This window comes from Demequina litorisediminis (assembly GCF_030161615.1).
Lineage (GTDB): Bacteria > Actinomycetota > Actinomycetes > Actinomycetales > Demequinaceae > Demequina > Demequina litorisediminis.
Genome location: NZ_BSUN01000001.1, coordinates 2,028,110 through 2,052,723 on the forward strand (window position 1 = coordinate 2,028,110; position 24,614 = coordinate 2,052,723).

The window sequence follows — 24,614 nt, forward strand, 5'->3', positions numbered from 1 at the left end:
TTCATCGGGTGCCTCCTCGAGGCTGATACGTGCGGACGTGCTGCGTGCGGGCCACGAGGTCCCGCAGCGACTCGATGCTCTCACCCGTGGCGCCGAGCGCGCGTGCCTGCACCAGCACGTTGCCGAGCGCGGTCGCCTCGACCGGCCCCGCGACGACCGGGAGCCCGGCGCGGTCGGCGGTGCGCTGGCACAGCAGAGTGTTCAACGACCCGCCGCCGGTCAGGTGGATCGTGTCGACCGCCTGACCGGACAGGCGCGAGGCCTCGGCGACGGCATCGGAGAAAGCGACGGCGAGCGACTCGACGATGCAGCGGGTGATCTCCGCGCGCGTGGCCGGGACGGGAAGCCCGTGCTCCGTGAGCCACTGGGAGATTCGCGCGGGCATGTCGCCGGGTGCGAGAAACGCTTCGTCGTTCGCGTCGAACACGGAGACGTCGCCGCCCACGGCCGCGGCCTCGGCGAGCAGGCGTTCCAGGTCGACCGTCTCGCCCGCGCGTTCCCAGGTGCGGATCGTCTCGCTCAGCAGCCACAGGCCCATGACGTTGTGCAGGAATCGCGTGCGGCCGTCGACTCCGCCCTCGTTGGTGAAGTTCGCCTCGCGCGCGGCATCGGTGAGCACCGGCGTCTCCGTCTCGACGCCCACGAGGCCCCACGTGCCGCAGGAGATGTAGGCGCCACCGGCCTCCCGCATGGGGGTCGCCAGGACGGCCGATGCCGTGTCGTGGCTTCCCACGGCCGTCACCGGGGTGGACGGCGCCAGGCTTGTCGCCTCGGCGACGGACGGCAGGAGGTGGCCGATGCGGTCGCCGGGGGAGACGAGGCCCGGCAGCAGGGAGGGGCGCAGGCCGAGCGCCTCGACCAGGGACAAGTCCCACTCGCGCGTTGCCACGTCGAGCAGCCCGGTGGTCGAGGCATTGGTGCGCTCGGCGACCTCGGCGCCGGTCAGCCAGAACGCCAGCAGGTCCGGTACCAGGAGCATCCGGTCGGCGATTCCGAGCACCGCGGGGTCCTCCGCCGCGAGCCTGGTACGCGGTGTTGAAGGGGAGGTACTGCAGGCCGTTGCGCGCGTAGAGCGCCGGGAAGCCCACGCGAGCGTGTACCGTCTCGACCCCCGCATCGCAGCGCGCATCCCGATAGTGGAACGGTTCGCCCAGCAGGCGGCCAGAGCGCAACAGTGCATAGTCCACGGCCCACGAGTCGATGCCGACGGAGGCGATGCCGGGCTCCCAGGCCTGCGCGTCCCGCAGTCCCGCCAGGGCGGCGCGGAACAGCGCCTGAGAGTCCCAGTGAAGACCATCGGGTAGGGCCACGGGACCGTTGGGGAACCGCGCCGCCTGGTGCAGGCGCAGTTCCCCGTCGCCGACGTGGCCCACCATGACCCGGCCGCTCGTGGCGCCCAGGTCGACGGCGGCGACGGCGAGGGTCCCCGTGGTGGTTGCGCTCATCGCAGGAATGCCGCCGCGACACCCGCGTCCACCGGCACGTGAAGGCCGGTCGTGTGGGTCATGTCGGGACCCGTGAGGACCGCGGCCGCATTCGCCACATGCTCGGGGAGCACCTCGCGCTTCAGGATGGTGCGCTGGGCATAGAACTCGCCGAGGTTCTCCTCGTCGATGCCATAGGTCTTGGCGCGGTTGGCGCCCCAGCCGCCGGCGAAGATGCCGGAGCCGCGCACCACTCCGTCGGGATTGATGCCGTTGACCTTGATGCCGAACTGTCCCAGTTCCACGGCCAGCAGGCGCACCTGGTGGGCCTGATCCGCCTTCGTGGCGGAATAGGCGATGTTATTCGGGCCCGCGAACACGGAGTTCTTGGAGGCGATGTAGAGGACGTCGCCGCCCATGTCCTGGTCGATCATCACGCGCGCGCCGGCCTGGGAGACCAGGAACGATCCCTTCGCCATCACGTCGTGCTGCAGGTCCCAGTCCCTCTCCGTGGTCTCCAGCAGAGGCTTAGACAGCGACAGGCCCGCGTTGTTGACGACCAGGTCGACGCCGCCAAACGCGAGGACGGCCTCGTCGATGGCGGCGGCCACGGCATCGGCCCTGCTCACGTCGATCTGCACGCCCACGGCGACGTCCGTGGAGCCCAACTCCGCGGCGGCCTCCTGAGCCTTGGCGAGGTCCAGGTCGGCGATGACGACGCACGCGCCCTCGGCCGCGAGGCGGGTCGCGATGGCCTTGCCGATGCCCGAGGCGGCGCCGGTGACGAACGCGACGCGGGTGGCGTGGCTCTTGGGCTGGGGCAGGCGCTGGAGCCTGGCTTCCTCGAGCGCCCAATACTCGATGCGGAACTTCTCCGCGTCCGAGATGGGCGTGTAGGTGGACAGCGACTCGGCGCCGCGCATCACGTTGATGGCGTTGATGTAGAACTCGCCGGCCACGCGCGCGGTCTGCTTGTTCGCACCGAACGAGAACATGCCGACGCCGGGCACCAAGACGATGAGCGGGTCGGCGCCGCGGATCGCAGGCGACTCCTCGGTCGCGTGCGCCTCGTAATAGGCCTGGTAGTCGGCCCTATACGCACCGTGGAGGCTCCTTCAGCCTGGCCTTGGCGTCGTCGATGGAGGCGTCGGCGGGCAGGTCCAGCACCATGGGCTTGACCTTGGTGCGCAGGAAGTGGTCGGGGCAGGCTCGTGCCGAGCGCGGCGAGGCGCGGATGCTCGGCGCGGCTCAGGAAGTCGAGCACCACGTCGGCGTCGGTGAAGTGGCCGACCATCGGTCGGTCGGTCGAGGCGATGCCCCGGATCGTCGGGGCGAGCGCGGCGGCCTTCTCCCGGCGCTCGTCGGCCGCGAGGGCGCCGTAGCCGTCCAGCGCGGGGCCGAAGGGCTCGGCCTTGCCGTGCCGCTCGATGTACGCGGCCGCCGTGTCGATGATGTGCTGCGAGCGCTCCTCGCACACGGCGGAGGTGTCGCCCCACGCGGTGATGCCGTGGCCGCCGAGGATGCAGCCGATCGCCTGCGGGTTCGCCTCCTTGATCGCCGCGATGTCGAGGCCAAGGCGGAAGCCGGGGCGGCGCCACGGCACCCACACCACGGCGTCGCCGAAGATGGTGCGGGTGAGGCTCCTCGCCGTCGACGGCGGTCGCGATGGCGATGCCGGAGTCGGGGTGGAGGTGGTCCACGTGGTTGGCGTCCACCAGGCCGTGCATGGCGGTATCGATCGAGGGGGCCGCGCCACCCTTGCCGTGCAGGCAGTAGTCGAACGCCGCGACCATCTCGTCCTCGCGCTCGACGCCGGGGTACACGTCCACCAGCGCACGCATGCGGTCCAGGCGCAGCACGGCGAGGCCGGACTCCGTCAGGGTGCCCAGGTCTCCGCCCGAGCCCTTGACCCACAGCAGGTCCGTCGCCTCGCCGGTGACCGGGTCGATCTCGGAGCCCTTCGCAGACGTGTTGCCGCCGGCGAAGTTGGTGTTCTTGGGGTTCGCGCCCAGGCGGTTCGAGCGGTTGATGAGGTCGGTGACGGCGGGGTTCGTCATGGTGATCCTTTGGTGTCAGGGACGCAGGCCGGCATCGAGCCAGGCCAGCGCAGCGGTGAGGGTGCGCTCCGCGTGGGGAGGCTCAGGGCGGTTGAGATGTCCGTGGGTGGTGCCGGGCTCGACGGCATAGGTGACGTCGACGCCAGCCGCCGCGAGTTCGGAGGCGAAGGCCTCGCCCATGGCCCGCAGATCGTCGGCCTCTCCGTCGACGATGAGGGTGCGCGGCATCCCGGCAAGGTCATGCCCGCCCGGGAATGCGTAGGGCTCACTCAGCAGCACGGCGTCGCCCACGTAGTGCAGGTTCATCGCGGCGACCTTGGCGGGCCGGAAGCGGCTGGCCTCCGGGGCCGTGGCGACGGCCGATGCCGCCTCGGGGCTCGCGGTCGGCAGGCTCGCGTGGGTGACGGGGTAGGCAAGAAAGAGGTGGGTAGGCGCGGTGGGTGCTCCCTCGCGGACGAGGCGCAGGGCGACGCCCGCGGCGATGTTGCCGCCAGCGCTCGCGCCGCCAAGGATCAGCGCCCCGGGATCCACGCCCAGGTCCTCGGCGCTCGCGGCCATCCAGGCGAACGCGGCGCGGACGTCGTCATGCGCCGCGGGGAAGCGGTGCTTCCCGCCGCCGCTGACCAGGCGGTAATCCACGGACAGGGCCACGTGGCCCGCGTCGGCAAAGCGCCTGGCCACCGCATCGGCCTCCGGCATGTCCAGGTCGCCGTGGACAAAGCCGCCGCCGTGGCACCAGACGATGCCGAGCGAGCCAGCCGTGGCATCGGCCGGGCGGTAGAGCCGCGCCGGGACCGTGCCGTCGATGAGGACGTCAGCCACCTCGGTCATGCGCGGCCCGCTTCGCGCAGTTGGGTCTCGAGGTGGAAGACCTCGGGTAACTGCGGCGCGCCCTGGTCGGGCCGGTCACCGTCGAGCGAGACGAAGAAGGGGGCCATGGTGGCCTCCCAGCGCGCGGTGCGCGGGTCGGCGGCGAGCGCCGCCGCGGAGGCGGCGTCGTCATCGGTCTCGTAGACGCCGACCAGCAGGCCGGTGGGGGACAGGAACAGCGAGTAGTCGCGCCGTCCCGCGTCACGGATCGCCTCTAGCATCTCGGGCCAGACGGCCCGGTGGGCTTCGACGTACTCGTCGAGCCGCGTCGGGTCCACCTGGAGCGTGAAGCAGATGCGCGGCATGGCCTACGCGCCCCAGCCGGCCTGGGTGCCACCCACGCGCTCCTGCGCGGCGCGGGCCAAGTAGCCCGAGTCGGCGAAGGCCTGCATCGGGTCGGCGGGGAGGCCGCGCGACTCGCGCCAGGCGGCGAGGTCGGGGCGCACGTCCGTATAGAAGGCGTCCATGAGGATGCCGTTGGCGGTCAGGACGTCGCCGTCGATCTGGGCGGCCGTGAGTGCCTCGCGGTCCACCAGCAGCGCCCGAGCCGTCATCTCCTGGACGTTCAGCACGGAGCGGATCTGGCCGGGGATCTTGTCCTCGATGTTGTGGCACTGGTCGAGCATGAAGGCCGTGTCGCCGTCCTTGCCGTAGCCGCCTCCGCGGATCACCTCGACGATGATGCGGAACAGTTGGAAGGGGTCGGCGGCGCCCACGATGAGGTCGTCGTCGGCGTAGTTGCGCGAGTTGAAGTCGAACGAGCCGAGCCTTGCCCAGGCGCAGGAGCCGCATCACGATGAACTCGATGTTGGTGCTCGGGGCGTGGTGGCCGGTGTCGAGGCACACCGTGGCGCGGTCGCCGAGGGCGGCCACCTGCGCGTAGGCTGGTACCCCAGTCCGGCACGTCCATGTGATAGAACGCCGGCTCGAAGATCTTGTACTCGAGAACCAGGCGCTGGTGCTCGCCGATGCGGGCGTAAATCTCCTGGAGAGCCTCGTGCATGCGGTCCTGGCGGCCGCGCATGTCGTCCTGTCCCGCGTAGTTGGTGCCGTCGGCGAGCCAGATCTTCAGGTCGCGCGAGCCGGTGGCGTCCATGATGTCGATGCACTCGAGGTGGTGATCGATGGCCTTGCGGCGGATGCGGTCATCGCGGTGGGCGAGGAGCCGAGCCTTGTAGTCGGCGTCCTGGAAGGTGTTCGAGTTGATGGTCCCGAGCGCGACGCCGTGGTCCTTGGCGTGGGTCGCGAGTGGCCGTAGTCGTCGACCTTGTCCCACGGGATGTGGAGCGCGACGGTGGGGGCGAGGCCGGTGAACCTGTGCACCTGGGCGGCGTCGGCGATCTTCTCGAACGGATCGCGCGCGGTGCCGGGCGTGGTGAAAACCCGGAAGCGGGTACCGGAGTTGCCGAAGGCCCACGAGGGCAGGCTCGATGGCCTGCTCCTCAAGGCGGTGCGCGATGCTCGCGAAGTCCGTCATGACGTCGTTGTCCTTAGTCGGTGGGGCGGGAGCGCGGGTTTTAGGTCCCGATGCCTCCGCTATGAATCGTTTCAACTCTGTCGAGGCTAGGTCTCGGGTGACGTGTTGTCAAGGCCGGTCGCGGCAGTGCGCTGCACGGTGCATGGGGTCATCGTGGCACACTTGGGAAGCGCTTTCCAGCGGCGCGCCAGGAGAGGCGCCGCAGCGCATCGGCGCAGGTGTGTCACGATTCAACGCATGAACCACGACGGAGGGACCGGGGCATGGCGGTGAGCGTGCGCGAGGTCGCGCGGCTGGCGGGAGTGTCCGTCGGCACCGTCTCCAACGTCCTGAACCGGCCCGACCAGGTCAAGGACGCCACGGTGGAACGCGTGCGCGAGGCGATCGCGGAGCCTGGGCTACGTTCCGAACGCCGCCGCGCGCCAACTCCGCGCTGGCCAGTCCACCACGGTGGCGCTCGTCGTGCTCGATGTCTCGAACCCGTTCTTCACCGACGTGGCACGTGGCGCTGAGGCGCGCGCCGAGGAGGCCGGGCTTACCATCACGCTGGCAAACTCGGACGAGTCCTCGGAGAGGAGCGCAAGCACCTGGAGCAGTTCGAGACCCAACGCGTCGCGGGCGTGCTGCTGGTGCCCACGGCCGATGCGGCGGACGCGGTCGCCGGTCTGCGCGAGCAGGGCATCCCCGTGGTGCTCGTGGACCGCGGCGCCGCCGACGCAACTGTCGCCTCGGTCGCCGTGGACGACGTGGTGGGAGGTCGCCTCGCCGCCGCCCACCTCCTTGACGGCGGCCGTCGCAGGCTCGCCTTCGTGGGAGGGCCGCGCGGGATCCATCAGGTCGCGGATCGCTTCGAGGGTGCCGCCCAGGCGGTCGAGGCCGTCGACGGGGCCACGCTGATCCGCATCGAGACCGAGGCGTTGACGCTCGAGGAGGGGATGCGCATCGGCGCTGTGGTACGCGAGCCTGGTACGGGCCGGGGAGGTGGACGCGGTCTTCGCGGCCAACGACCTGCTGGCGATCGGCGTGCAGCAGGCGCTCCTGTCTGGTGCGGAGCCGGTGAAGATTCCCGGTGATGTGGCGCTCGTGGGGTACGACGACATCTCGTTCGCCGCGGCCGCTGTGGTCCCAATCTCGTCAGTTCGCCAGCCTCGCCGCCAGATCGGATCGACCGCAGTGGACCTCCTTCTTGCCGAGCGCGACAAGAGGCCCGATGCCACCAGGGAGCACGTGCTCTTCCAGCCGGAGGCTCGTGACCCGCGCGTCGTCCCTGATGCCCTGACGCCCCACACTTTGAACCGGATCGGCGCCCGACACCCCGGTGGGACCGCCGGACACGAGGCGACACGCCGGGCCGCGGGCTCGCGACTGGTTCACACTGTGGGGATGAAGCGAGTGCTCGCCGTTCCCGCCGTCGTGGTTGCCGTCGCCGCCTCCCTGGCACTCGCGGGCTGCTCCGGCGGCGCCGCCCTGCCCGAGCGGGAGCCCGAGGCAGTCGGCACGGCCGATGCGGTGGTCACCGAAGGCGACCAGACCCGCGTGAGTTTCGTACCGGACGCCGGGTACGAGTACTTCGATGGCACCACGTTCGTCCTGACGGACGATATCCCCGTGACGGGGGCGGTGGAAGATGCGGCGGACATCGCCGAGGGGGACAGCATTCAGGTCTGGTCGGAGGCGTGCGCCGAGTCCTTCCCGGTGCAATGCCAGGTAGAAGCGGTCGAGGTGCTTGACTAGCGCCATGACGGCGCAGGCCACGTTCACGCTCATCGGCGGTCCCACGGTGCTCATCGAGTATGCGGGGCTGCGCTTCCTCACGGACCCGACCTTCGATGCCCCTGGCCCGGTGGGCAACCTCACCAGGCTTGCGGGGCCCGCCGTCTCGAGGGTCGAGGTGGGCCACATCGATGTGGTGTTGCTCAGCCACGACGAGCACGAGGACAACCTCGACGTCTCGGGCCGCGCCATGCTCGACGACGTCCGCCACATCCTCACCACCCCCGAGGGCGGCGACCGGGTGCCTCGCGCGCAGGGCATGCGCCGCTGGGATCAGGCGATCATCCCCGGCGGCGCTACGGCGGTCACGGTGACGGCGGTGCCCGCCAGGCACGGTCCCTCGGTGGTGAAGCAACTCGCCGGTCAGGTCACAGGCTTCGTTCTCGAGGCCGAGGGGTGGCCGACCGTCTACGTGTCGGGCGACAACTCGTCGGTACGCAAGGCAGGCAGGGTGGCCGACCGGTTCCCTGGCGTGGACGTCGCGGTGATCTTCGCCGGGGCCGCGCGCTCGCCGCGCCTGAACGACATGATGCTGACGGCCGATGCCGAACGCGCCCTGGAGATCGCGGCACGGTGGCCTGAGGCCACCGTCGTCCCCGCGCACATTGACGACTGGGCGCACTTCTCCCAGCCGCGCGCCGCGTTCGTCGCAGCGGTGGCCGATGCGGGCCAGACGGACCGCGTGACCCTGCTGGAGCGCGGCGAGACGCGACAGGCGCCCTGAGGCTCGCGCCTTAGTCCAGGACGGCGCGCGCGAGCGCGATCGGGTCCATCCCCTCGCCCTCAGCACCCGCCACGTTGGTGAGCCACACGAACGCGATACCGCGCTCGGGGTGGACCCAGAACTCGGTGCCCGCCCAGCCGGCGTGCCCGAATCCGTCGGTGGTGCTCAGTCCCGGCACGGCGCGCCGCAGGCAGAAGGTGACGCCCCACGCGCACCCGCGCTCGGGCGGGTACGGGTCGAGGAGCCGGGCGCCGTCCACGAGCGACGTGCGCATCAGGGCGAGCGTCTGGGACGGCACGAGCGCGCCGTCATCGGCGAGCAGCGACCGTCCCACGGACAGGAGGTCCTCGGCGGTCGCGACCGCTCCCGCGCCGGGGTGGCGCAGCGCGGCGAAGGCCTGCCAGTCGAGCGCGGCGTCGCCGCGCAACACGGGCCGGTGCTCGGTCGCGGCGGTGTCCAGCGTCACGCCTGTGGCGCCCACGGCCGCGAGGTCGGCGGCCAACACGTCCTCCCACGCGCTGCCCGTGGCGTGCTCGATCATGCGGACGATGCCCTGGTATCCGATCGAGGAGTACCGCGACGCGGTTCCGGCCGCGAAGTCACGGCCTGGCGCGAGGAGGGCGTCGTCGAGGTCGCCCACAAAGTCGAGCGCAGGTTCGGGGATGCCGGCCGAGTGCGACACGAGGTGGCGCAGCAGCACGTCGTCGTCGCGATCGGCGCCGAAGCCCGGCACCGCTTCGGCCAGGCGGGAGTCGAGCGACAGGTCGCCTGCAGCGAGCAGTCGGCCCACCGACACCCCCACGAGGGCCTTCGTGATGGAGAACAGGGGATAGGGGTCTTCGGGACGGGCATCGCCCACGGCGTCCAACTCCACGGCGCCGTCGGCCGTCACGACACCCAAGACTCCTCCGGGCACCATCCCCGTCTCGACCTGCGTGCGCGCCCAACCGAGCGCCTCCTCGAAACCCATCGCGACCCCTTCGTCTCCTACGGAACCCGGCCCGAGCATCGGCCGCCTGCAGTGGACCCTACCGACGACGGACAGCACCGTGCGCGCGCCGATAGACTCGCCGGGTGACTCCCGAGGAACTTGCCGCACAGATCCGCGCCGCCCTGCTTCAGGGCATCGACGACAGTGACTTCCAGGCTGTCCCCGTTCGATGTCCCGGAGGACATTCGCGTGGAGCGACCGCGCCAGCGCGAGCATGGCGACTGGTCCACCAACATCGCGATGCAGTTGGCCAAGAAGGCCGGCACCAACCCCCGCGAGTTTGCGGACACGCTCGTGGAGCGCCTCGCGGAGATCGACGGCATCGACGCCGCCGACGTCGCGGGCCCCGGCTTCATCAACATTCGCCTCGCCGCGGGTGCTGCTGGCGAGCCTTGCACGCGGCATCGTCGAGTACGGCGCCGACTACGGCCGCGGCGAGTCCCTGACCGGCAAGACCGTGAACGTCGAGTTCGTGTCCGCCAACCCCACCGGCCCCATCCACCTGGGTGGCACCCGATGGGCGGCCGTGGGTGACTCGCTCGCACGCCTGCTCGAGTTCCACGGCGCCATGGTGACCCGTGAGTACTACTTCAACGACCACGGCAGCCAGATCGACAACTTCGCGGCCTCGCTGTTCGCCGTGGTGGCGGGCGAGGATGCTCCCGAGAACGGCTACGGCGGCCAGTACATCCAGGACATCGCCAACGAGGTGATGGTCGAGGCGATGGAGAATGGCGACCGCGACCCGCTCGAGCCTGCCCCGTGACGAGGCCATCGAGTTCTTCCGCCAGCGCGGCGTGCGCCTCATGTTCAACGAGATCAAGCAGTCGCTCAAGGACTTCGGCGTCGAGTTCGACGTGTACTTCCACGAGGACTCCCTGCACGAGTCGGGCAAGGTGGAGCGTGCGCTCGAGGAACTCAAGGCCTCCGGCGCGCTCTACGAGGCTGAGGGCGCCTGGTGGCTGCGCAGCACCGACCACGGTGACGAGAAGGACCGTGTGGTCATCAAGTCCGATGGCAACGCCGCGTACATTGCGGGCGACATCGCGTACATCCGTGACAAGGCCGAGCGCGGTGCGGACCTCTGCATCTACCTGCTCGGCGCCGACCACCACGGCTACATCGCGCGCCTCAAGGCCGCCGCGGCGGCCCTGGGCTACTCGCCCGAGATCATCGAGGTCATCATTGGCCAGATGGTGAACCTGGTGAAGGACGGCCAGCCCGTGCGCATGTCCAAGCGTGCCGGCACCGTCGTCACCATGGAGGACCTCGTGGACGCCGTGGGCGTGGACGCCGCGCGCTACTCGCTGGCGCGCTCGAGCGCGGACTCGTCGATCGACATCGACCTTGACCTGCTCGCCTCCAAGACCAACGCGAACCCCGTCTTCTACGTCCAGTACGCCCACGCCCGCACCTGCGGCGTGCAGCGCAACGCCGCCGAGTACGGCATCGGCCGCGAGGACGGCTTCGACGCCTCGCTGCTGGAGCACGAGTGGGACGCGAAACTGCTGGGCGTGCTCGGCGAGTTCCCGCGCGTGGTGACGCAGGCGGTGGAGTTCCGCGAGCAGCATCGCGTGGCGCGCTACCTCGAGGAGCCTCGCGTCGACGTATCACGGCTGGTACGACCGCACTCGCGTGACCCCGCAGGGCGACGAGGAGGTCACCGACCTGCACCGCACTCGCCTGTGGCTGAACGATGCCGCCCAGCAGGTGCTGCGCAATGGCCTGCACCTCATCGGCGTGTCCGCGCCCGAGCGGATGTAACCGGAATGGGCGTCTGGTCGCGCACGGTCGTGCGCGATGAGCACGGCGTGCTGACGGTCGGCGGGATGGACGTCCGCACGCTCGCCGCCGAGCACGGCACCCCGCTGTATGTGGTGGATGAGGACGACTTCCGCGCTCGCGCGGCCGGCTTCCGCGACCACTTCACGGCGGCCTTCGGTCGCCACCGCGCCAAGGTCGACGTGTTCTACGCGGGCAAGGCGTTCCTCGCGTCGCAGGTCGCCGGCTGGATGCGCGAGGAGGACCTGTGCCTCGACGTCGCCTCGCGTGGTGAGCTCGAGATCGCGCTGCGTGGCGGAATGCCGCCCGAGCGCATCGGCCTGCATGGCAACAACAAGGCCGAGGATGAACTGCGCCGTGCCCTGTCCGTGGGCGTGGGACGCATCATCGTCGACTCATTCACCGAGATCGAGGTGCTGGACGCGCTCGCGCGGGAGATGGGCGTCACCGCCCCCGTCCTGGTGCGCGTGACGACCGGCGTCCACGCGGGCGGTCACGAGTACATCGCCACGAGCCACGAGGACCAGAAGTTCGGCCTCTCGCTCGCCTCCGGCGCCGCCTACGACGCGATGCTCGCGTGCCACGATGCCGTGGGGCTGAACCTGCTGGGGATTCACACCCATATCGGCAGCCAGATTCTGTCGATCGATGCTTTCCGTGAGTCGGCGGACCGCATGCTGCGTCTGCGCGCGGCGTTCATGGCGGACACGGGTGCCGAGCCTTCCCGAGGTGGACCTGGGCGGCGGCTACGCGATCGCCTACACCGAGGACGCCGAGGCGCTCGAACCCGCCGTCGCGGCCTACGAGATCGCCGATGCCGTGGCCTCGGTCATGGATCCCATCGGCGGTCAGTGGCCCCGCTTCTCCATCGAGCCGGGCCGTGCGATCGCCGGCCCCGCAGGCCTCACTCTGTATTCGGTGGGCGTGACCAAGGATGTGAAGGCTCGACGAGGGTGGCTCCCGCCAGTACGTCGCGGTGGACGGCGGCATGAGCGACAACCCGCGCACCATCATGTATGGCGCGCAGTATCACGCCGAGGTGGCCTCCCGGGTGTCCGATGCCCCCGCGACCCTGTCACGCGTGGTGGGTAAGCACTGCGAAAGCGGCGACATCATCGTGCGCGACGTGCAACTGCCCGAGGACACGCGCCGCGGCGACCTGCTCGCCGTGGCCGCCACGGGCGCGTATGGACGCTCGATGGCCTCGACGTACAACGCCGCGCTGCGTCCCGCCGTGGTCGCCGTGCGTGACGGCGCCTCGAAGGTGCTGGTGCGCCGCGACACCCTCGAGGACCTGCTGAGCCTGGGACGTCGCGGGGGACTAGGCCCGGCATCGGCCAGACGTGAAGCGGCCCGGCACTCCCTCCGGAGTGCCGGGCCGCTTGCTGCCGGTGAGGCGGTCGCGTTAGAGCGCCGTGCGCACCGCGTCCTCGAGCGAGGTGGGCTCGTGGCCGATGAGGTCCGCGAGGTCGGTCGACTCGGTCACCAGGTCGCCCTTGGCGATGGAGGCATCGACGCCCGCCCAGAAGCGTGCGGTGCCCTCGTCGAGGCCCGCCTGGACCATGCCGCCCACGAGTTCGTCAACCGAGACCGCGTGGTGGCGGACGTCGGTGTTGGTGACGCTCGTGAGGACCTCGGCGAGGTTGGTCATGGTGAACGGGGCGGCGCCGAGGCTCGTAGACCTTGCCCTCGACGTCGCTGATCGCCGCGGCGGCGGCGGCCTCCGCGTAGTCGCTGCGGGTGGCCGCGGAGATGCGCGCGTTGTTGGTGGCGGTGGTGATGGCGCCGTCGGCAAGGTACTGGGGGATCTGTGCCGTGTAGTTCTCGAAGTACCAGGAGTTACGCAGGATCGTGGCGGGAATGGGTGAGGCGGCAAGCGCCTCCTCGGTCGCGACGTGCTCGCCCGCGAGCGGGTTCGTGGTGGTGTCTGCCGCCAGCAGCGACGTGTAGAGGATGCGGCTCACGCCTGCCTTCTGGGCAGCGGTGATGACGGCCTGGTGCTGGGGCAGGCGCTTGCCGGGCTCGGAGGCCGAGACGAGGACCAGGCGGTCGACGCCCTCAAGCGCGGTGTCGAGCGAGGCGGCATCGTCGTAATCGCCGTGGCGGACGGTCACGCCGCGCTCGCCGAGGTCGGCAACCTTGGACTCGGTGCGGGCGATCGCGACCACGTCCGCGGGGGCGATGCCGCGGGCGAGGAGGTGCTCGACGATGAGGTGGCCGGTTCGTCCGCTGGCGCCGGTGACTGCGTAGGTGGTCATGAGGGTGTCCTTTCGAAGCGGGTGATGCCTTGACGTCGATGCTAACGAATCGTAAGCCACTATCTATTCCGAAGTTTCGAGAGTATTCTTGACCACATGGAATCGAGCGTCGCGCCCAGTCAGGCCATGGTGGCCGACGTCTTCGCGCGCGCTTGCACCTCCCGCTCCACCTTCGAGGATATCGCGGGCAAGTGGCCCTCCTCATCCTCATCGCGCTCGGCGAGGGCCCTCAGCGGTTCGGTGCCCTGCGCGACCGCGTCGACGGGGTGAGCGAACGCATGCTGTCGCAGTCGCTGCGCACGCTCGAGCGCGACGGCATGATCACGCGCACGGTCCACGCCGAGGTTCCCCCGCGCGTCGACTACGCACTGACCGAGTTGGGTGGCCAGGTCGCCACCCGCCTGCGCGACCTCGCGGACGTGCTCGAGGCCGCCGTGCCCGAAGTGACTGAGGCGCGCGCCCGCTACGACGCCTGACCCGCGCACCGGCCGGAAGGTCTGCGGTCCCTGGGGCGTTGACCTAGGCACGGCGGCGACCAGCCGCCCGCGACGGAAGGAAAGGTCATGGACGACCCCACCGACAAGGACATTCACGAGGGCACCGCTGCCCTGCAGGAGCTCGCGGAAGAGGTCGAGGCTGAGCGCGCCAGCGGAAACGCGGTCGCCATGCCGAACGACAGCACCCCAGAGGACGACGGGGACACGCGCGAGGACCACGAGGGCGAAGACACCCCGTTGCCCACGGTGCCCCCGGGCGCCGTCTACCCCAACGGCCGGACCTGAGAAGTATCTGAGAGGGTCCCAGACGTTCCCTCTACGTGGCCGGGACAGCGGCCTCACGAGTGGAAGGAGAAGGCCATGAGCCTCCATGACCACGAGGGTACCGACGCCCTGACCCGCCTCGCCGATGAGGTCGAGGAGGAACGTCGCACCAAGGGCCACACGGCCTTTGATGCGCAAGACGAGTCAGAAGACCGTCAGACCGGCGAGACGCGAAGTGACGAGGACACTGTCAACGAGAGCAGCGTTGACTCACGCGGCGACACCCTGCCGCCGCTGCAGTCCTTCGGCCACTGACGCGCCGCCCGGCGGCGACCCGAGGAGTCCCCTCAGCACTCGGGTCGCCGCCTTTGACGTGTCTGGCGTCAGGCGTCGTTGAGGCCCGCCCAGGAGGTGAGGATGGCGATGTCGTCGATGATCTCGTCCATCACCCGGTTGTAGGTCGCCTGATCAAGCGACCACGGATCGTCGAGGCTCCGCAGCGGGGCCGGGACCTGCTGGCGCGCGGCATCGAGCGCGGCCGCGGCGTTGACGAGGCGCTCCGCGGCGGTGTCGCCATGGGGGCTGTCGGCACGGCCGGCCAGTGCGGCCGCCTCCTTGATGCCGAACACGTGCGGGGCGACGCCACCCCACTCCGCCTCGATCCAGCGGGCGTGCTGCTGGGTGGCGACCAACACCAGATCCGCCTGACTAAGGATGCGCCGATCGTGGGTGGGCCGATGCCGGGGGATGGTGAGGTGGTGGCGCGCGGCCGCGCGACGCATCGGCTGGGGCACGTCCAGCCCGATCTCCGCATAGATGCCTGCGCTCGTCACCTCGGCCGCGTCGCCCCATTGCTGGCGAGCAAGGTAGTGCATCGCGGGGGAGCGGCAGATGTTGCCGGTGCAGACCATGGTCACGCGTGCGGGTCGTGTCATGGCACGCAGGCTACGGCAGGGTGCGCCTCATGCCGACCGCCGGCGCGTGACCGTCGCGACGTCGCCGGGGTGACCGTAGAAGGTGCCCTCGAACTGCTTCAGGGTGGCGACGATGACGAAGGCTCAGCGTCACCAGCAAGGCCCACGAGCCGAGTTTGCCCATGTGGACCGCCTGCCAGAACGCCTCCTGGTCGGGGTAGCGCCAGGCCCCGAGGAACGTCCCCATGTTCTCGGCCACCCACAGGAAGAAGCCGATGAGGACGAACGCGATCGCGAGCGGCATCCTCAGGCGTGTGGCGCCAAGGCTGTAGTGCACCCATGTGCCCCACATGGCCGCCACGAAGAGCAGCGCGATGAGCCACCGCAGGTCCCAGATCCAGTGGTGGGTGAAGAAGTTCGCGTAGGCGGCGACGGCAAGGATTGCCATGGGGATGGCTCGGTAGCCGGTGATGCGAAGGTCAAAGCGCCGCCAGGCCTGGCACAGGTACGAGCCCACGGCGGCGTACATAAAGCCCGAGTACAGCGGAACGCCCGCGATCATCGTGACCCCGGCATCGGGATACGTCCACGACCCCTGACTGACCTTGAAGAGCCTCGAGTCCCAGCCCCAGCAGATGGAAGGCGAAGATCACGGCGACCTCGCGGCCGGTCTCGTACCCCGTCCACCACAGCACCGCCGTGATCGCGAGCCCCGCGATGAGCAACGCGTCGTAGCGGCCGATCCCCACGTCGACTACCTCGGTGACGCTCATCGCCGCGAAGATGAGGATCGCAAACACCAGGCATCGCACCTGGGTGGCGACGAACACCCACAGCAGGCGCAGGCTCGCGCGGATGCGTGCGCCCGGCAGACGCGGCCTCGTGGTGGTCACCGAGCCATTGAGCCCGAACCGACGCGTCTGCGCGGGGAGGCGCACCGCTTCTGGGCCATGGCGGCACCCGTATAGAGTTGGGGCCGTGCCCACCGCCGTTAGCCCCGTCAAGATCGCCATCCTCGGATGCGGGACCGTCGGCACCCAGGTGGTGCGACTCCTGACCGAACAGCGCGAGGACCTTTCCGCGCGCGTTGGCGCGCCCGTCGACATCGCAGGAATCTACGTCCGCGATACGTCTGTGCCGCGCGACGAGGTGGTGCCGGTCAGCCTGCTGACCTCGGACGCCGAGGCCCTCGTGGACTCCGCTGACGTGGTGGTCGAGGTCATGGGCGGAGACGAGCCGGCGCGCACCCTCATCCTGCGCGCGCTCGCCGCCGGTACCGGCGTGGTGACCGCGAACAAGGCCCTGCTCGCCACGCGCGGTGCGGAGCCTGTACGAGGCTGCGGACGAGGCGGGGGCCGATCTGTACTTCGAGGCCGCCGTCGCCGGCGCCATTCCGCTGGTCCGTCCGGTGCGAGAGTCGCTGGCCGGGGACCACGTGACCCGCATCCTCGGCATCGTCAACGGCACCACCAACTATGTGCTCGATGAGATGACGTCCAAGGGGCTGGACTATGCGGACGTGGTGGCCGAGGCGCAGCGCCTGGGCTACGCGGAGGCCGACCCCACCGCGGACGTGGGCGGCCACGATGCCGCGGCGAAGGCCGCGATCCTCGCGTCTCTCGCCTTCCACCAGCGCGTTCACCTCGACGACGTCTACTGCGAGGGCATCACCGAGGTCTCCTCGGATGACATCGCCGCCGCGAAGGAGACGGACCGCGTCATCGCCTTCTCGCGATCGCCGAGCGCGCCGAGGGAGGCGTGAGCGTGCGCGTGCACCCCACGCTGCTGCCCTCGTCGCACCCGCTTGCGAACGTGCGCGGTGCCTTCAACGCGGTGTTCGTCGAGGCCGATGCGGCCGGCGAGTTGATGTTCTACGGCCAGGGCGCAGGCGGCGCCCCCACGGCATCGGCCGTCCTGGGTGACGTCGTGTCCGTGGCTCGCCACGTCGCCACCGGCGGCAGGGGGCCGCGCGAATCGAACTACGCGCGCCACCACGTGCTGCCGATGGATGCGGCACAGACGCGCTACGCGGTACGCATGAGCGTGCCCGACCGCCCCGGCGTGCTGGCGTCCGTGGCCCAGATGTTCGCCAACCACGGCGTGGGCATCGAGTCGGTGAGGCAGATGGCAGGCAAGGGGCACGCGGGACTCATTCTGTCCTCGCACCGCGCATCCGAGGCCGCGCTCGCGGCCACCGTCGAGGACCTGCGGGCCTCCGATGCCGTCAACGATGTCTGGTCCGTCCTGAGGATTGAGGGAGAGTAAGTGGCACACGTGTGGCGCGGAGCCATCCGCGAGTACCTGGAGCACATGCCGTTCGACGAGGGCGATCGGCTCATCTCGCTGGGCGAGGGCGGCACGCCGCTCGTCCACGCGCCGTCCATCTCCGCCGAGGTGGGTGCCGAGGTCTTCGTCAAGGTGGAGGGCATGAACCCCACCGGGTCCTTCAAGGACCGCGGCATGACGAGCGCTATCACGCAGGTCGTGAAGGAGGGTGACCACACCGTCGTCTGCGCTTCGACGGGCAACACGTCGGCATCGGCCGCCGCCTATGCCGCCCACGCCGGACTGAACTGCGTTGTGATGATCCCCCAGGGCAAGATCGCGGCGGGCAAGATGGCCCAGGCCATCGTTCACGGAGCGAAGCCTGGTCCAGGTGGACGGCAACTTTGACGAGTGCCTCGACATCGTCCGCTCGCTGTCCGAGGACTACCCGGTGGCCCTCGTGAACTCGGTCAACCCCTACCGCCTCCAGGGTCAGAAGACCGCCGCGTTCGAGATCATCGACCAGTTGGGCGACGCGCCCGACATTCACATGCTTCCCGTGGGTAACGCAGGCAACATCTCGGCGTACTGGATGGGCTTCAACGAGTTCGCCGACGCGGGCCGAGCCACCAAGCGACCCAAGATTTGGGGCGTGCAGGCCGCTGGAGCCGCGCCGTTCGTTCAGGGCCACCCCATCAAGGACCCCGAGACCGTCGCCACCGCGATCCGCATCGGCAAGCCCGCCTCGTGGGACCTCGCTGTCGCCGCGCGGGACGAATCCGGCGGCTGGATCCGGGCCGTCTCCGACGCGCAGATTCTGAACGCGCAGGCGCGCCTGGCCGCCGATGTGGGCGTGTTCGTGGAGCCCGCGTCCGCGGCGCCCATCGCCGGCCTGCTGGCCGCGGCCGCGCTGGGCGAGGTTCCCCGAGGCGCCACCATCACCTGCACGGTGACCGGTAACGGACTCAAGGACACCGCCACCGCGCTGTCCGGCCGCGAGGTCGAGCCCACCGTCATCCCCGTCGACGTCGCCGCGGCGGCTGAAGTCCTGGGGCTGTAGCGATGCGTCTTGGCGCCGATCATGTGGTGGTGACCGTTCCGGCCACCGCGGGAAACCTCGGGTCCGGGTTCGACTCCCTGGGGCTCGCGCTCGGTCTGACCGACGAGATCGAGGTACGTGCTGTCGCGTCCGCCTCCGTCGAGTTGGAGATCGAGGGCGAGGGTGCCGAGACGCTGCCCCGTGATGAATCGCACCTGGTGGTGCGGGCATTGCGGGCCGCCCTGGACCACGTCAACGCGTCGCAGACGGGCCTCGCCATCCGTGCCATCAACCGCATTCCGCACGGCCGCGGGCTGGGGTCATCCGCCGCCGCCGTGGTCGCTGGTATCTCCGCGGCGCGCGGACTGATCGCCGAGCCAGAGGCGCTGTCCGCCGAAGTTGCGCTCGAGATCGCCACGCAGTTTGAGGGCCACCCCGACAACGCCGCGCCCGCCATCTACGGTGGCGCCACCGTCGCCTGGATGGCTCCGGGCGGTGCCAAGGCTGCCAGCGTCCCCGTCGTCGATGGCATTGAGGCCGCGGTCCTCATCCCCGGTTCCGTCCTGCCCACCGAGCAGGCGCGCTCGGTGCTGCCGGCGATGGTGCCGCACCGCGACGCCGCGTTCAATGTGGGCCGAGCGGCGCTCCTCGTGGCCGCGCTCGGCGGTCAGCCCGAGCTCCTCTTCGAGGGCACGGAGGACCGCCTTCACCAGACGTATCGCGCCGAGGTCATGCCGTCCGCGATGGCGATGCTTGATCACCTTCGAGCTCAGGGCCTGGCCGCCGTCGTCTCGGGAGCCGGGCCCTCGGTGTTGGTGCTGGGGACCGATCTCGCGGCTCGTGGACTCGCGTCGGGCATGCCCCAGTGGGCGCGCGGCATCGGCGGCGAGAACTGGCGCGTGGTCCACACCGTCGAGCAGGTTCCCGGCGCAACCACGCACCGGCTGTAGCAGGCACCGGCTGTAGCGCGCCCCTGGCCCGCGTGGGCGGCTCGTCCTAGGATGGCCGCACGCGAAGGAGCGAGGGGAGACGCATGTCCAGGCAGTGCTTGATTGTCCGCGGAGGGTGGCCTGGCCACGACCCCGTGGGGTCCACCGACCTCTTCCTTCCGGCCCTTGAGGAGCAGGGCTTCGTGGTCGACATCGAGGAAACGCCTGAGGTGTACGCCGATGCCCATGCGATGGCTCGCTACGACCTCATCGTGCAGTCGGTCACCATGGGCAGTGCCACCGTGGACGAGGTCGCTGGTCTGCGTGCGGCCGTCGCCGCAGGAGCGGGTCTCGCCGGGTGGCACGGCGGGATCATCGACTCCTTCCGTAGCGCCACCGACTTCCTGCAGGCGACGGGCGCCCAGTTCGCTGCGCATCCCCATGCGCCCGAGGACCGGGGCAGCACCGATGTCGAGGCATACCGCCGGTACACCGTGCGCTTCACCGACGCCGCCGCCGACCACCCCATCACCGCTGGCCTTACCGATTTTGAGGTGCACACCGAGCAGTACTGGGTGCTCGCCGACGGGCTGAACGAGGTCCTCGCCGACTGCGAGTTGGTCGCGGGTGAAGGAGATGAGTGGACGCGTGCCGTCACCATGCCCGTCGCGTGGACGCGGCACTGGGGCGAGGGACGCATCTTCGCGACCACGTTGGGGCACACGCTCGATGTGCTTCGCCTTCCTCCCGTCACCGCCATGATCGAACGCGGCATGGCCTGGGCGGCGCGCTGACGCTGGTCGGTGCGCCCCGTAGTCTCGAGTGTCATGACCATCCGCGCGGCGACGCCTGCCGACCACGACGAGATCGCACGGATCTGCCTCCTGACCGGCAACGCGGGTGGCGACGACACCGGGCGTCATGGCGACGACGCACTGCTGGCCGATGTCTATGCGATCCCCTACCTGCACGGCCCTGCCGGCTTTGCGTTGGTGTGGGATGAGGGCGACGGTGCCATCGGCTACGTCATGGGGACCGCGGACACCCGTGCCTTCCAGGGGTGGTTCAGCGATAGTTGGTGGCCCTCGGTGGCTCACCGTCATCCGCTGCGCGTCGAGGCCGATGAGAGCGTGCTGCGCAGCGCCGCAGACCCCGAGCGCCTCCTGACCGCCGTCGTGGACGACTACCCGGCGCATCTGCACATTGACCTGCTGCCCCAGGCGCAGGGCAAGGGCGCCGGCCGAGCGCTCATCGAGGCGGCGTGCGCGCTGCTGACCGAGCGTGGCGTGGCAGGCGTCCACCTCGACATCGACCCACGCAACGACGCCGCCCGCCAGTTCTATCCGCGAGTGGGGTTCTCGACCCTGGCCGGCCAGCCTGCCGAACTGTTCGTCCGCTCACTCGGGTAGCCGATGGCGGTGACCAGAACCGGACGCCAGCGTCACGCCTAGCGCGAACGCGCGCGCGCTTGGGACGGTGCGTGTCCCCGGTGAGTTCTACTGTGGGTCTATGACCAAGACTCCTCAGCCGCGGGATGCGGCGTGACGGCCGTCGCGGAGCGCACGGGCGCAACGACGGGGGATAAGGCCAAGGGCGCGCTGTGGCCGCTGCTGGTCGAATCCGTGAAGCCCTACTGGAAACTGCTCCTCGGAGTGGTCGTGTTCCAGGGGGCGCAGGCCGTCTGCAACCTGTACCTTCCCAGCCTCAACGCCGACATCATCGACAACGGCGTCGCAACCGGCGACATCCCCTACATCTGGCAGGTGGGCGGCATCATGCTGGCCCTGTCGCTGCTGCAGATCGTGTGCGCCATCATCGCCGTGTACTTCGGCGCCAAGGTGGCGATGGCCGTCGGCCGTGACCTGCGCGGACGCATCTTCACCCGCGTCGGATCGTTCAGCGAGAACGAGGTGCAGAAGTTCGGGGCGCCCAGCCTCATCACCCGTTCCACCAACGACGTGCAGCAGGTGCAGATGCTGGTCCTCATGGCCTGCACCCTGCTGGTCACCGCGCCGTTCATGGCCATTGGTGGCGTGTTCATGGCGCTGCACCAGGACGTCGCGCTGTCGTGGATCTTCGTGATCGCGATTCCTCTGCTGCTGATCGCGGTGATCGCGATCATCTCGCGGATGGTGCCGCACTTCCAGCGCATGCAGAAGCGCATCGACGTCGTGAACCGCGTGATGCGCGAGCAGGCTCACCGGTATCCGTGTGGTGCGCGCCTTCGTGCGAGAGCGCGAGGAGGTGGACCGCTTCGCCGATGCGAACGCGAAGGTCACGGAGTCCGCCTACAAGGCCGGGCGCCTGATGGCGGCGATGTTCCCCATCGTGATGCTCGTCATGAACCTGTCCTCGGTGGCGGTCCTGTGGTTTGGCGCCGACCGCGTGGAGAGCGGCCAGATGGAGGTCGGTGCGCTCACCGCGTTCCTCACCTACCTCATTCAGATCCTCATGTCCGTGATGATGGCGACCTTCCTCTTCGTCCTCTTGCCGCGCGCCTCGGTCTCCGCCGACCGCATCGGCGAGGTCTTGGGCACGTCCAGGCTCCGTCGTAGAGGCGGCCGATGCCACGGCCGGCTTCACCGAAAAGGGCACCGTGGTCTTTGACGACGTGACGTTCGCCTACCCCGGCGCCGAGGAACCCGTGCTTCAGCACATCGCCTTCACGGCGCGCCCCGGCACCACCACCGCGATCATCGGCTCGACCGGTGCGGGCAAGTCCACCCTGGTGGGGTTGGTGCCGCGCCTGTATGACGCGACGAGCGGCACCGTGCGCATCGACGGCCTCGACATCCGCGAGGCGGGGCTCGAGGACCTGTGGAAGCGCATCGGCCTCGTGCCTCAGCGGCCCTACCTCTTCTCCGGCACCGTGGGCTCGAACCTCCGTTACGGCAATGAGTCCGCCACGGATGAGGAGATCTGGGAGGCGCTGAAGGTCGCGCAGGGAGCCGACTTCGTGAAGGCGATGCCCGAGGGCCTCGACACCCCGATGGCCCAGGGGGCACCACGGTCTCGGGAGGCCAGCGCCAGCGCCTGTCGATCGCCCGTGCGCTCGTGCGCCAGCCCGAGATCCTGCTGTTCGACGACTCGTTCAGCGCCCTCGACACGGCCACCGACGCGCGGCTGCGTGCGGCGCTGAAGGAGGCGGCGGCCGATGCAACCGTCATCGTGGTGGCACAGCGCGTCGGCTCGATCGTGGACGCCGATCAGATCCTGGTGATCGAGGACGGCGTGATCGTCGATCGCGGCACGCATCGCGAGTTGCTCGAGACGTCGCCCACCTACCAGGAAATTGTCAGTACCCAGCCTGCGGGCGGAGGAGGCGTGATGGCCGAGCAGACCGAGACCAAGCCCGCCCAGGACGCAGACACCAAGGCGGCCGCTCGCAGCCGTCGCCCCGGCGGCGGCCCCGGCCCCATGGGCGGCGCGGGCATGCCCACGGAGAAGGCGATGGACTTCGGCGCCTCGCTCAAGCGCCTCTTCGGCCAACTGCGCCCCGAGCGCACCCTCGTGGGCGTCGTCATCCTGCTCGGTGCCGCCTCGGTCGCACTCGCGGTCATCGGCCCCAAGATCCTCGGCAACGCCACAACCGTCATCTTCGAGGGCCTCATCAGCGGCACGGGCATCGACTTCGGTCATCTTCACACCATCCTGTGGTGGGTGGTCGTGATCTACGTCGCGTCCTCGATCCTGTCGCTGATCCAGGGCTGGATCCTCAACGGCGTCACGCAGCGCACGGTGTATCGCCTGCGCGAGGACGTCGAACACAAGGTGCATCGCCTGCCGCTCGGTACTTCGACAAGCACCCGCGCGGCGAGGCTCCTCAGCCGCGTCACGAACGACATCGACAACGTGTCGCAGACGCTTCAGCAGACGCTGAGTCGCCTGTTCACGTCGGTCCTGACGGTCATCGGTGTGCTCGTCATGATGGTGGTGATCTCGCCGCTGCTGGCGCTCATCGCCGTGGTCTCCATCCCGCTGACCCTCGTGATCGTGACTCAGGTGGCGAAGCGCTCGCAGACCAAGTTCGTCGCGCAGTGGAAGCACACCGGCGAACTGAACGGCCAGATCGAGGAGACCTACACGGGCCACTCGCTGGTCAAGGTCTTCGGACGCCAGGCGCGCACGCAGGAGGAGTTCGACGCGAAGAACGAGGAGCTCTATCAGGCCTCGTTCGGTGCCCAGTTCATCTCCGGCATCATCATGCCCGCGACGATGTTCATCGGAAACCTCGTGTACGTCGCGGTAGCCGTCGTGGGTGGAGTCATGGTCGCCAACGGCGCACTTCCGCTGGGCGACATTCAGGCGTTCATTCAGTACTCACGCCAGTTCCAGCAGCCGCTGAGCCAGTTGGGTTCGATGTTCAACCTGCTGCAGTCGGGCGTCGCCTCGGCCGAGCGTGTCTTTGAGTTCCTCGATGCCGATGACCAGAGTGATGACCCGGACCCGGCGGACACCCCGGAGCAATTCCGTGGCCGCCTCGAGTTCGAGGACGTGAAGTTCTCGTACGACCAGGACAAGCCGCTCATCACGGGACTGTCGATGGTTGCCGAGCCGGGCAAGACGGTCGCGATCGTGGGCCCCACCGGTGCGGGCAAGACCACGCTGGTGAACCTGATCATGCGCTTCTACGAGGCTCGACGGAGGACGCATCACGCTCGACGGCACGGACATCGCGCACATGACCCGTGACGACCTGCGCAGCCGCACCGGCATGGTGCTGCAGGATGCGTGGCTCTTCGGCGGCACCATCCGCGAGAACATCGCGTATGGCCGTCCCGACGCGAGCGAGCAGGACATCCTGGACGCGGCGAAGGCGGCGTACGTGGATAGGTTCGTGCACTCGCTGCCCGACGGCTACGACACCGTCCTCGACGACGATGCCACGAACGTGTCGGTCGGTGAACGCCAGGCGATCACCATTGCGCGTGCGTTTGTGGCGCGCCCGAGCGTGTTGATCCTCGACGAGGCCACGAGGCTCGGTGGACACCCGCACCGAACTACTGGTGCAGCAGGCGATGGCTGACCTGCGCAAGGACCGCACCAGCCTTCGTCATCGCTCACCGACTCTCGACGATCCGTGACGCGGACGTGATTCTCGTCATGCAGCACGGCGACATCGTCGAACAGGGCAACCACGAGGAACTGATCGCCGCAGGCGGCGCGTATGCGGCGCTGTACGAGGCGCAGTTCTCGGCGCCTGTCGACGCTGTCGACGACCCCCTGACGGGCGGCGCGGTGACCGAGGAGCAGGCTCGTCGTGCGCGATGCAGGCGTCGAGGTGGCCCCGATCCCGCCGGCGCCGGTCGAGGAGGGCGTGGTTCCCGAGGCCGTGCTCCCTCACGAGGTC

The 24,614-nt window shown here is 69.6% G+C and carries 21 protein-coding genes and 9 pseudogenes; 17 read left to right on the top strand and 13 right to left on the bottom strand.

Features of this window, described 5'->3' with window-relative positions; translation table 11 throughout:
• Position 1: 1 nt before the first annotated feature.
• The 8 genes and pseudogenes from QQK48_RS12470 to rhaI form a co-directional block, all read right to left on the bottom strand.
• The gene (locus tag QQK48_RS12470) at positions 2-1,000 is read right to left on the bottom strand and encodes a rhamnulokinase (RefSeq protein WP_348523613.1); all 999 of its coding nucleotides are present in this window, start codon (positions 998-1,000) and stop codon (positions 2-4) included.
• A gap of 441 nt (positions 1,001-1,441) precedes the next feature.
• The gene (locus tag QQK48_RS21925) at positions 1,442-2,287 is read right to left on the bottom strand and encodes an SDR family oxidoreductase (RefSeq protein WP_488798431.1); all 846 of its coding nucleotides are present in this window, start codon (positions 2,285-2,287) and stop codon (positions 1,442-1,444) included.
• Positions 2,267-2,518: pseudogene (locus tag QQK48_RS22495) on the bottom strand (bifunctional rhamnulose-1-phosphate aldolase/short-chain dehydrogenase); the annotation flags it as partial. The pseudogene QQK48_RS22495 and the gene QQK48_RS21925, both read right to left, overlap by 21 nt.
• Positions 2,517-2,594: a hypothetical protein gene (locus QQK48_RS22500; RefSeq protein WP_488798432.1), complete on the bottom strand. Its 78-nt coding sequence runs from the start codon at positions 2,592-2,594 to the stop codon at positions 2,517-2,519. The pseudogene QQK48_RS22495 and the gene QQK48_RS22500, both read right to left, overlap by 2 nt.
• 467 nt (positions 2,595-3,061) lie before the next feature.
• Positions 3,062-3,481: pseudogene (locus QQK48_RS22505) on the bottom strand (class II aldolase/adducin family protein); the annotation flags it as partial.
• Positions 3,482-3,496: 15 nt separating this feature from the next.
• Positions 3,497-4,312, bottom strand: coding sequence for an alpha/beta hydrolase (locus QQK48_RS12480; RefSeq protein ID WP_284328661.1), 816 nt, complete (start codon positions 4,310-4,312; stop codon positions 3,497-3,499).
• Positions 4,309-4,656, bottom strand: a complete 348-nt coding sequence (locus tag QQK48_RS12485) for an L-rhamnose mutarotase (protein ID WP_284328662.1) — start codon at positions 4,654-4,656, stop codon at positions 4,309-4,311. The genes QQK48_RS12480 and QQK48_RS12485 overlap by 4 nt, the downstream gene beginning before the upstream one ends.
• 3 nt (positions 4,657-4,659) lie before the next feature.
• Positions 4,660-5,828 (bottom strand): annotated as a pseudogene (rhaI, locus tag QQK48_RS12490) (L-rhamnose isomerase).
• 275 nt (positions 5,829-6,103) lie between these two features.
• Between rhaI and QQK48_RS12495 the strand changes: the two are divergent.
• From QQK48_RS12495 to QQK48_RS12510, 4 genes are all read left to right on the top strand, one after another.
• On the top strand, positions 6,104-6,340 hold the full coding sequence (locus tag QQK48_RS12495; protein ID WP_284328663.1) for a LacI family DNA-binding transcriptional regulator: 237 nt from the start codon (positions 6,104-6,106) through the stop codon (positions 6,338-6,340).
• Positions 6,341-6,448: 108 nt separating this feature from the next.
• A complete protein-coding gene (locus tag QQK48_RS12500) occupies positions 6,449-6,901 on the top strand; it encodes a type 1 periplasmic-binding domain-containing protein (protein WP_284328664.1) in 453 nt (150 codons plus the stop codon).
• The gene (locus QQK48_RS12505) at positions 6,810-7,562 is read left to right on the top strand and encodes a substrate-binding domain-containing protein (protein WP_284328665.1); all 753 of its coding nucleotides are present in this window, start codon (positions 6,810-6,812) and stop codon (positions 7,560-7,562) included. Before QQK48_RS12500 ends, QQK48_RS12505 begins: the two co-directional genes overlap by 92 nt.
• A 4-nt stretch (positions 7,563-7,566) precedes the next feature.
• A complete protein-coding gene (locus QQK48_RS12510; protein ID WP_284328666.1) occupies positions 7,567-8,325 on the top strand; it encodes an MBL fold metallo-hydrolase in 759 nt (252 codons plus the stop codon).
• 10 nt (positions 8,326-8,335) lie between these two features.
• Here the strand turns inward: QQK48_RS12510 and QQK48_RS12515 are convergent, their stop codons facing one another.
• Entirely contained in the window at positions 8,336-9,295 is a 960-nt protein-coding gene (locus tag QQK48_RS12515) for a serine hydrolase domain-containing protein (protein WP_284328667.1), read from the bottom strand.
• A 104-nt stretch (positions 9,296-9,399) separates the two neighbouring features.
• Between QQK48_RS12515 and argS the strand changes: the two are divergent.
• The 4 genes and pseudogenes from argS to QQK48_RS20105 all read left to right on the top strand — a co-directional run bounded on the left by argS (position 9,400) and on the right by QQK48_RS20105 (position 12,800).
• Positions 9,400-11,080 (top strand): annotated as a pseudogene (gene argS, locus QQK48_RS12520) (arginine--tRNA ligase).
• Positions 11,081-11,316: 236 nt separating this feature from the next.
• A pseudogene (locus QQK48_RS20095) lies at positions 11,317-11,724 on the top strand (diaminopimelate decarboxylase family protein); the annotation flags it as partial.
• A gap of 22 nt (positions 11,725-11,746) precedes the next feature.
• Positions 11,747-12,190, top strand: a complete 444-nt coding sequence (locus QQK48_RS20100; protein WP_348523792.1) for a hypothetical protein — start codon at positions 11,747-11,749, stop codon at positions 12,188-12,190.
• Positions 12,087-12,800 carry a hypothetical protein gene (locus QQK48_RS20105; RefSeq protein ID WP_348523614.1) on the top strand — a complete coding sequence of 238 codons (714 nt, stop codon included), beginning with the start codon at positions 12,087-12,089 and terminating at the stop codon, positions 12,798-12,800. Before QQK48_RS20100 ends, QQK48_RS20105 begins: the two co-directional genes overlap by 104 nt.
• 154 nt (positions 12,801-12,954) lie before the next feature.
• Here the strand turns inward: QQK48_RS20105 and QQK48_RS12530 are convergent.
• Positions 12,955-13,356, bottom strand: a pseudogene (locus QQK48_RS12530) (NAD(P)H-binding protein); the annotation flags it as partial.
• A gap of 191 nt (positions 13,357-13,547) precedes the next feature.
• On the opposite strand from QQK48_RS12530, the gene QQK48_RS12535 reads away from it, so the two are divergent.
• The 3 genes from QQK48_RS12535 to QQK48_RS12545 all read left to right on the top strand — a co-directional run bounded on the left by QQK48_RS12535 (position 13,548) and on the right by QQK48_RS12545 (position 14,432).
• Entirely contained in the window at positions 13,548-13,832 is a 285-nt protein-coding gene (locus QQK48_RS12535) for a winged helix-turn-helix transcriptional regulator (protein WP_284328669.1), read from the top strand.
• Positions 13,833-13,919: 87 nt separating this feature from the next.
• Positions 13,920-14,138 carry a hypothetical protein gene (locus QQK48_RS12540; RefSeq protein WP_284328670.1) on the top strand — a complete coding sequence of 73 codons (219 nt, stop codon included), beginning with the start codon at positions 13,920-13,922 and terminating at the stop codon, positions 14,136-14,138.
• Positions 14,139-14,213: 75 nt separating this feature from the next.
• Positions 14,214-14,432: a hypothetical protein gene (locus QQK48_RS12545; RefSeq protein WP_284328671.1), complete on the top strand. Its 219-nt coding sequence runs from the start codon at positions 14,214-14,216 to the stop codon at positions 14,430-14,432.
• 68 nt (positions 14,433-14,500) lie between these two features.
• Here QQK48_RS12545 and QQK48_RS12550 read toward each other — a convergent pair whose 3' ends face one another.
• Genes QQK48_RS12550 through QQK48_RS12560 form a run of 3 tightly spaced genes read right to left on the bottom strand, consistent with a single transcriptional unit; the run spans position 14,501 to position 15,924 of the window.
• Positions 14,501-15,052: an arsenate-mycothiol transferase ArsC gene (locus QQK48_RS12550; RefSeq protein WP_284328672.1), complete on the bottom strand. Its 552-nt coding sequence runs from the start codon at positions 15,050-15,052 to the stop codon at positions 14,501-14,503.
• Between the two features lie 10 nt (positions 15,053-15,062).
• The gene (locus QQK48_RS12555; RefSeq protein ID WP_284328673.1) at positions 15,063-15,593 is read right to left on the bottom strand and encodes a DUF817 family protein; all 531 of its coding nucleotides are present in this window, start codon (positions 15,591-15,593) and stop codon (positions 15,063-15,065) included.
• Complete coding sequence (locus QQK48_RS12560; protein WP_284328674.1) at positions 15,511-15,924, bottom strand: DUF817 family protein; 414 nt, start codon at positions 15,922-15,924, stop codon at positions 15,511-15,513. The genes QQK48_RS12555 and QQK48_RS12560 overlap by 83 nt, the downstream gene beginning before the upstream one ends.
• A gap of 85 nt (positions 15,925-16,009) precedes the next feature.
• On the opposite strand from QQK48_RS12560, the pseudogene QQK48_RS12565 reads away from it, so the two are divergent.
• From QQK48_RS12565 to QQK48_RS12590, 6 genes and pseudogenes are all read left to right on the top strand, one after another.
• A pseudogene (locus tag QQK48_RS12565) lies at positions 16,010-17,296 on the top strand (homoserine dehydrogenase).
• A pseudogene (gene thrC, locus QQK48_RS12570) lies at positions 17,297-18,356 on the top strand (threonine synthase).
• 2 nt (positions 18,357-18,358) lie between these two features.
• Positions 18,359-19,285, top strand: a complete 927-nt coding sequence (thrB, locus tag QQK48_RS12575) for a homoserine kinase (RefSeq protein ID WP_284328675.1) — start codon at positions 18,359-18,361, stop codon at positions 19,283-19,285.
• A gap of 83 nt (positions 19,286-19,368) precedes the next feature.
• On the top strand, positions 19,369-20,058 hold the full coding sequence (locus QQK48_RS12580) for a ThuA domain-containing protein (RefSeq protein WP_284328676.1): 690 nt from the start codon (positions 19,369-19,371) through the stop codon (positions 20,056-20,058).
• Positions 20,059-20,091: 33 nt separating this feature from the next.
• Entirely contained in the window at positions 20,092-20,673 is a 582-nt protein-coding gene (locus tag QQK48_RS12585; RefSeq protein ID WP_284328677.1) for a GNAT family N-acetyltransferase, read from the top strand.
• Positions 20,674-20,862: 189 nt separating this feature from the next.
• A pseudogene (locus tag QQK48_RS12590) lies at positions 20,863-24,464 on the top strand (ABC transporter ATP-binding protein); the annotation flags it as partial.
• Positions 24,465-24,614: the final 150 nt, after the last annotated feature.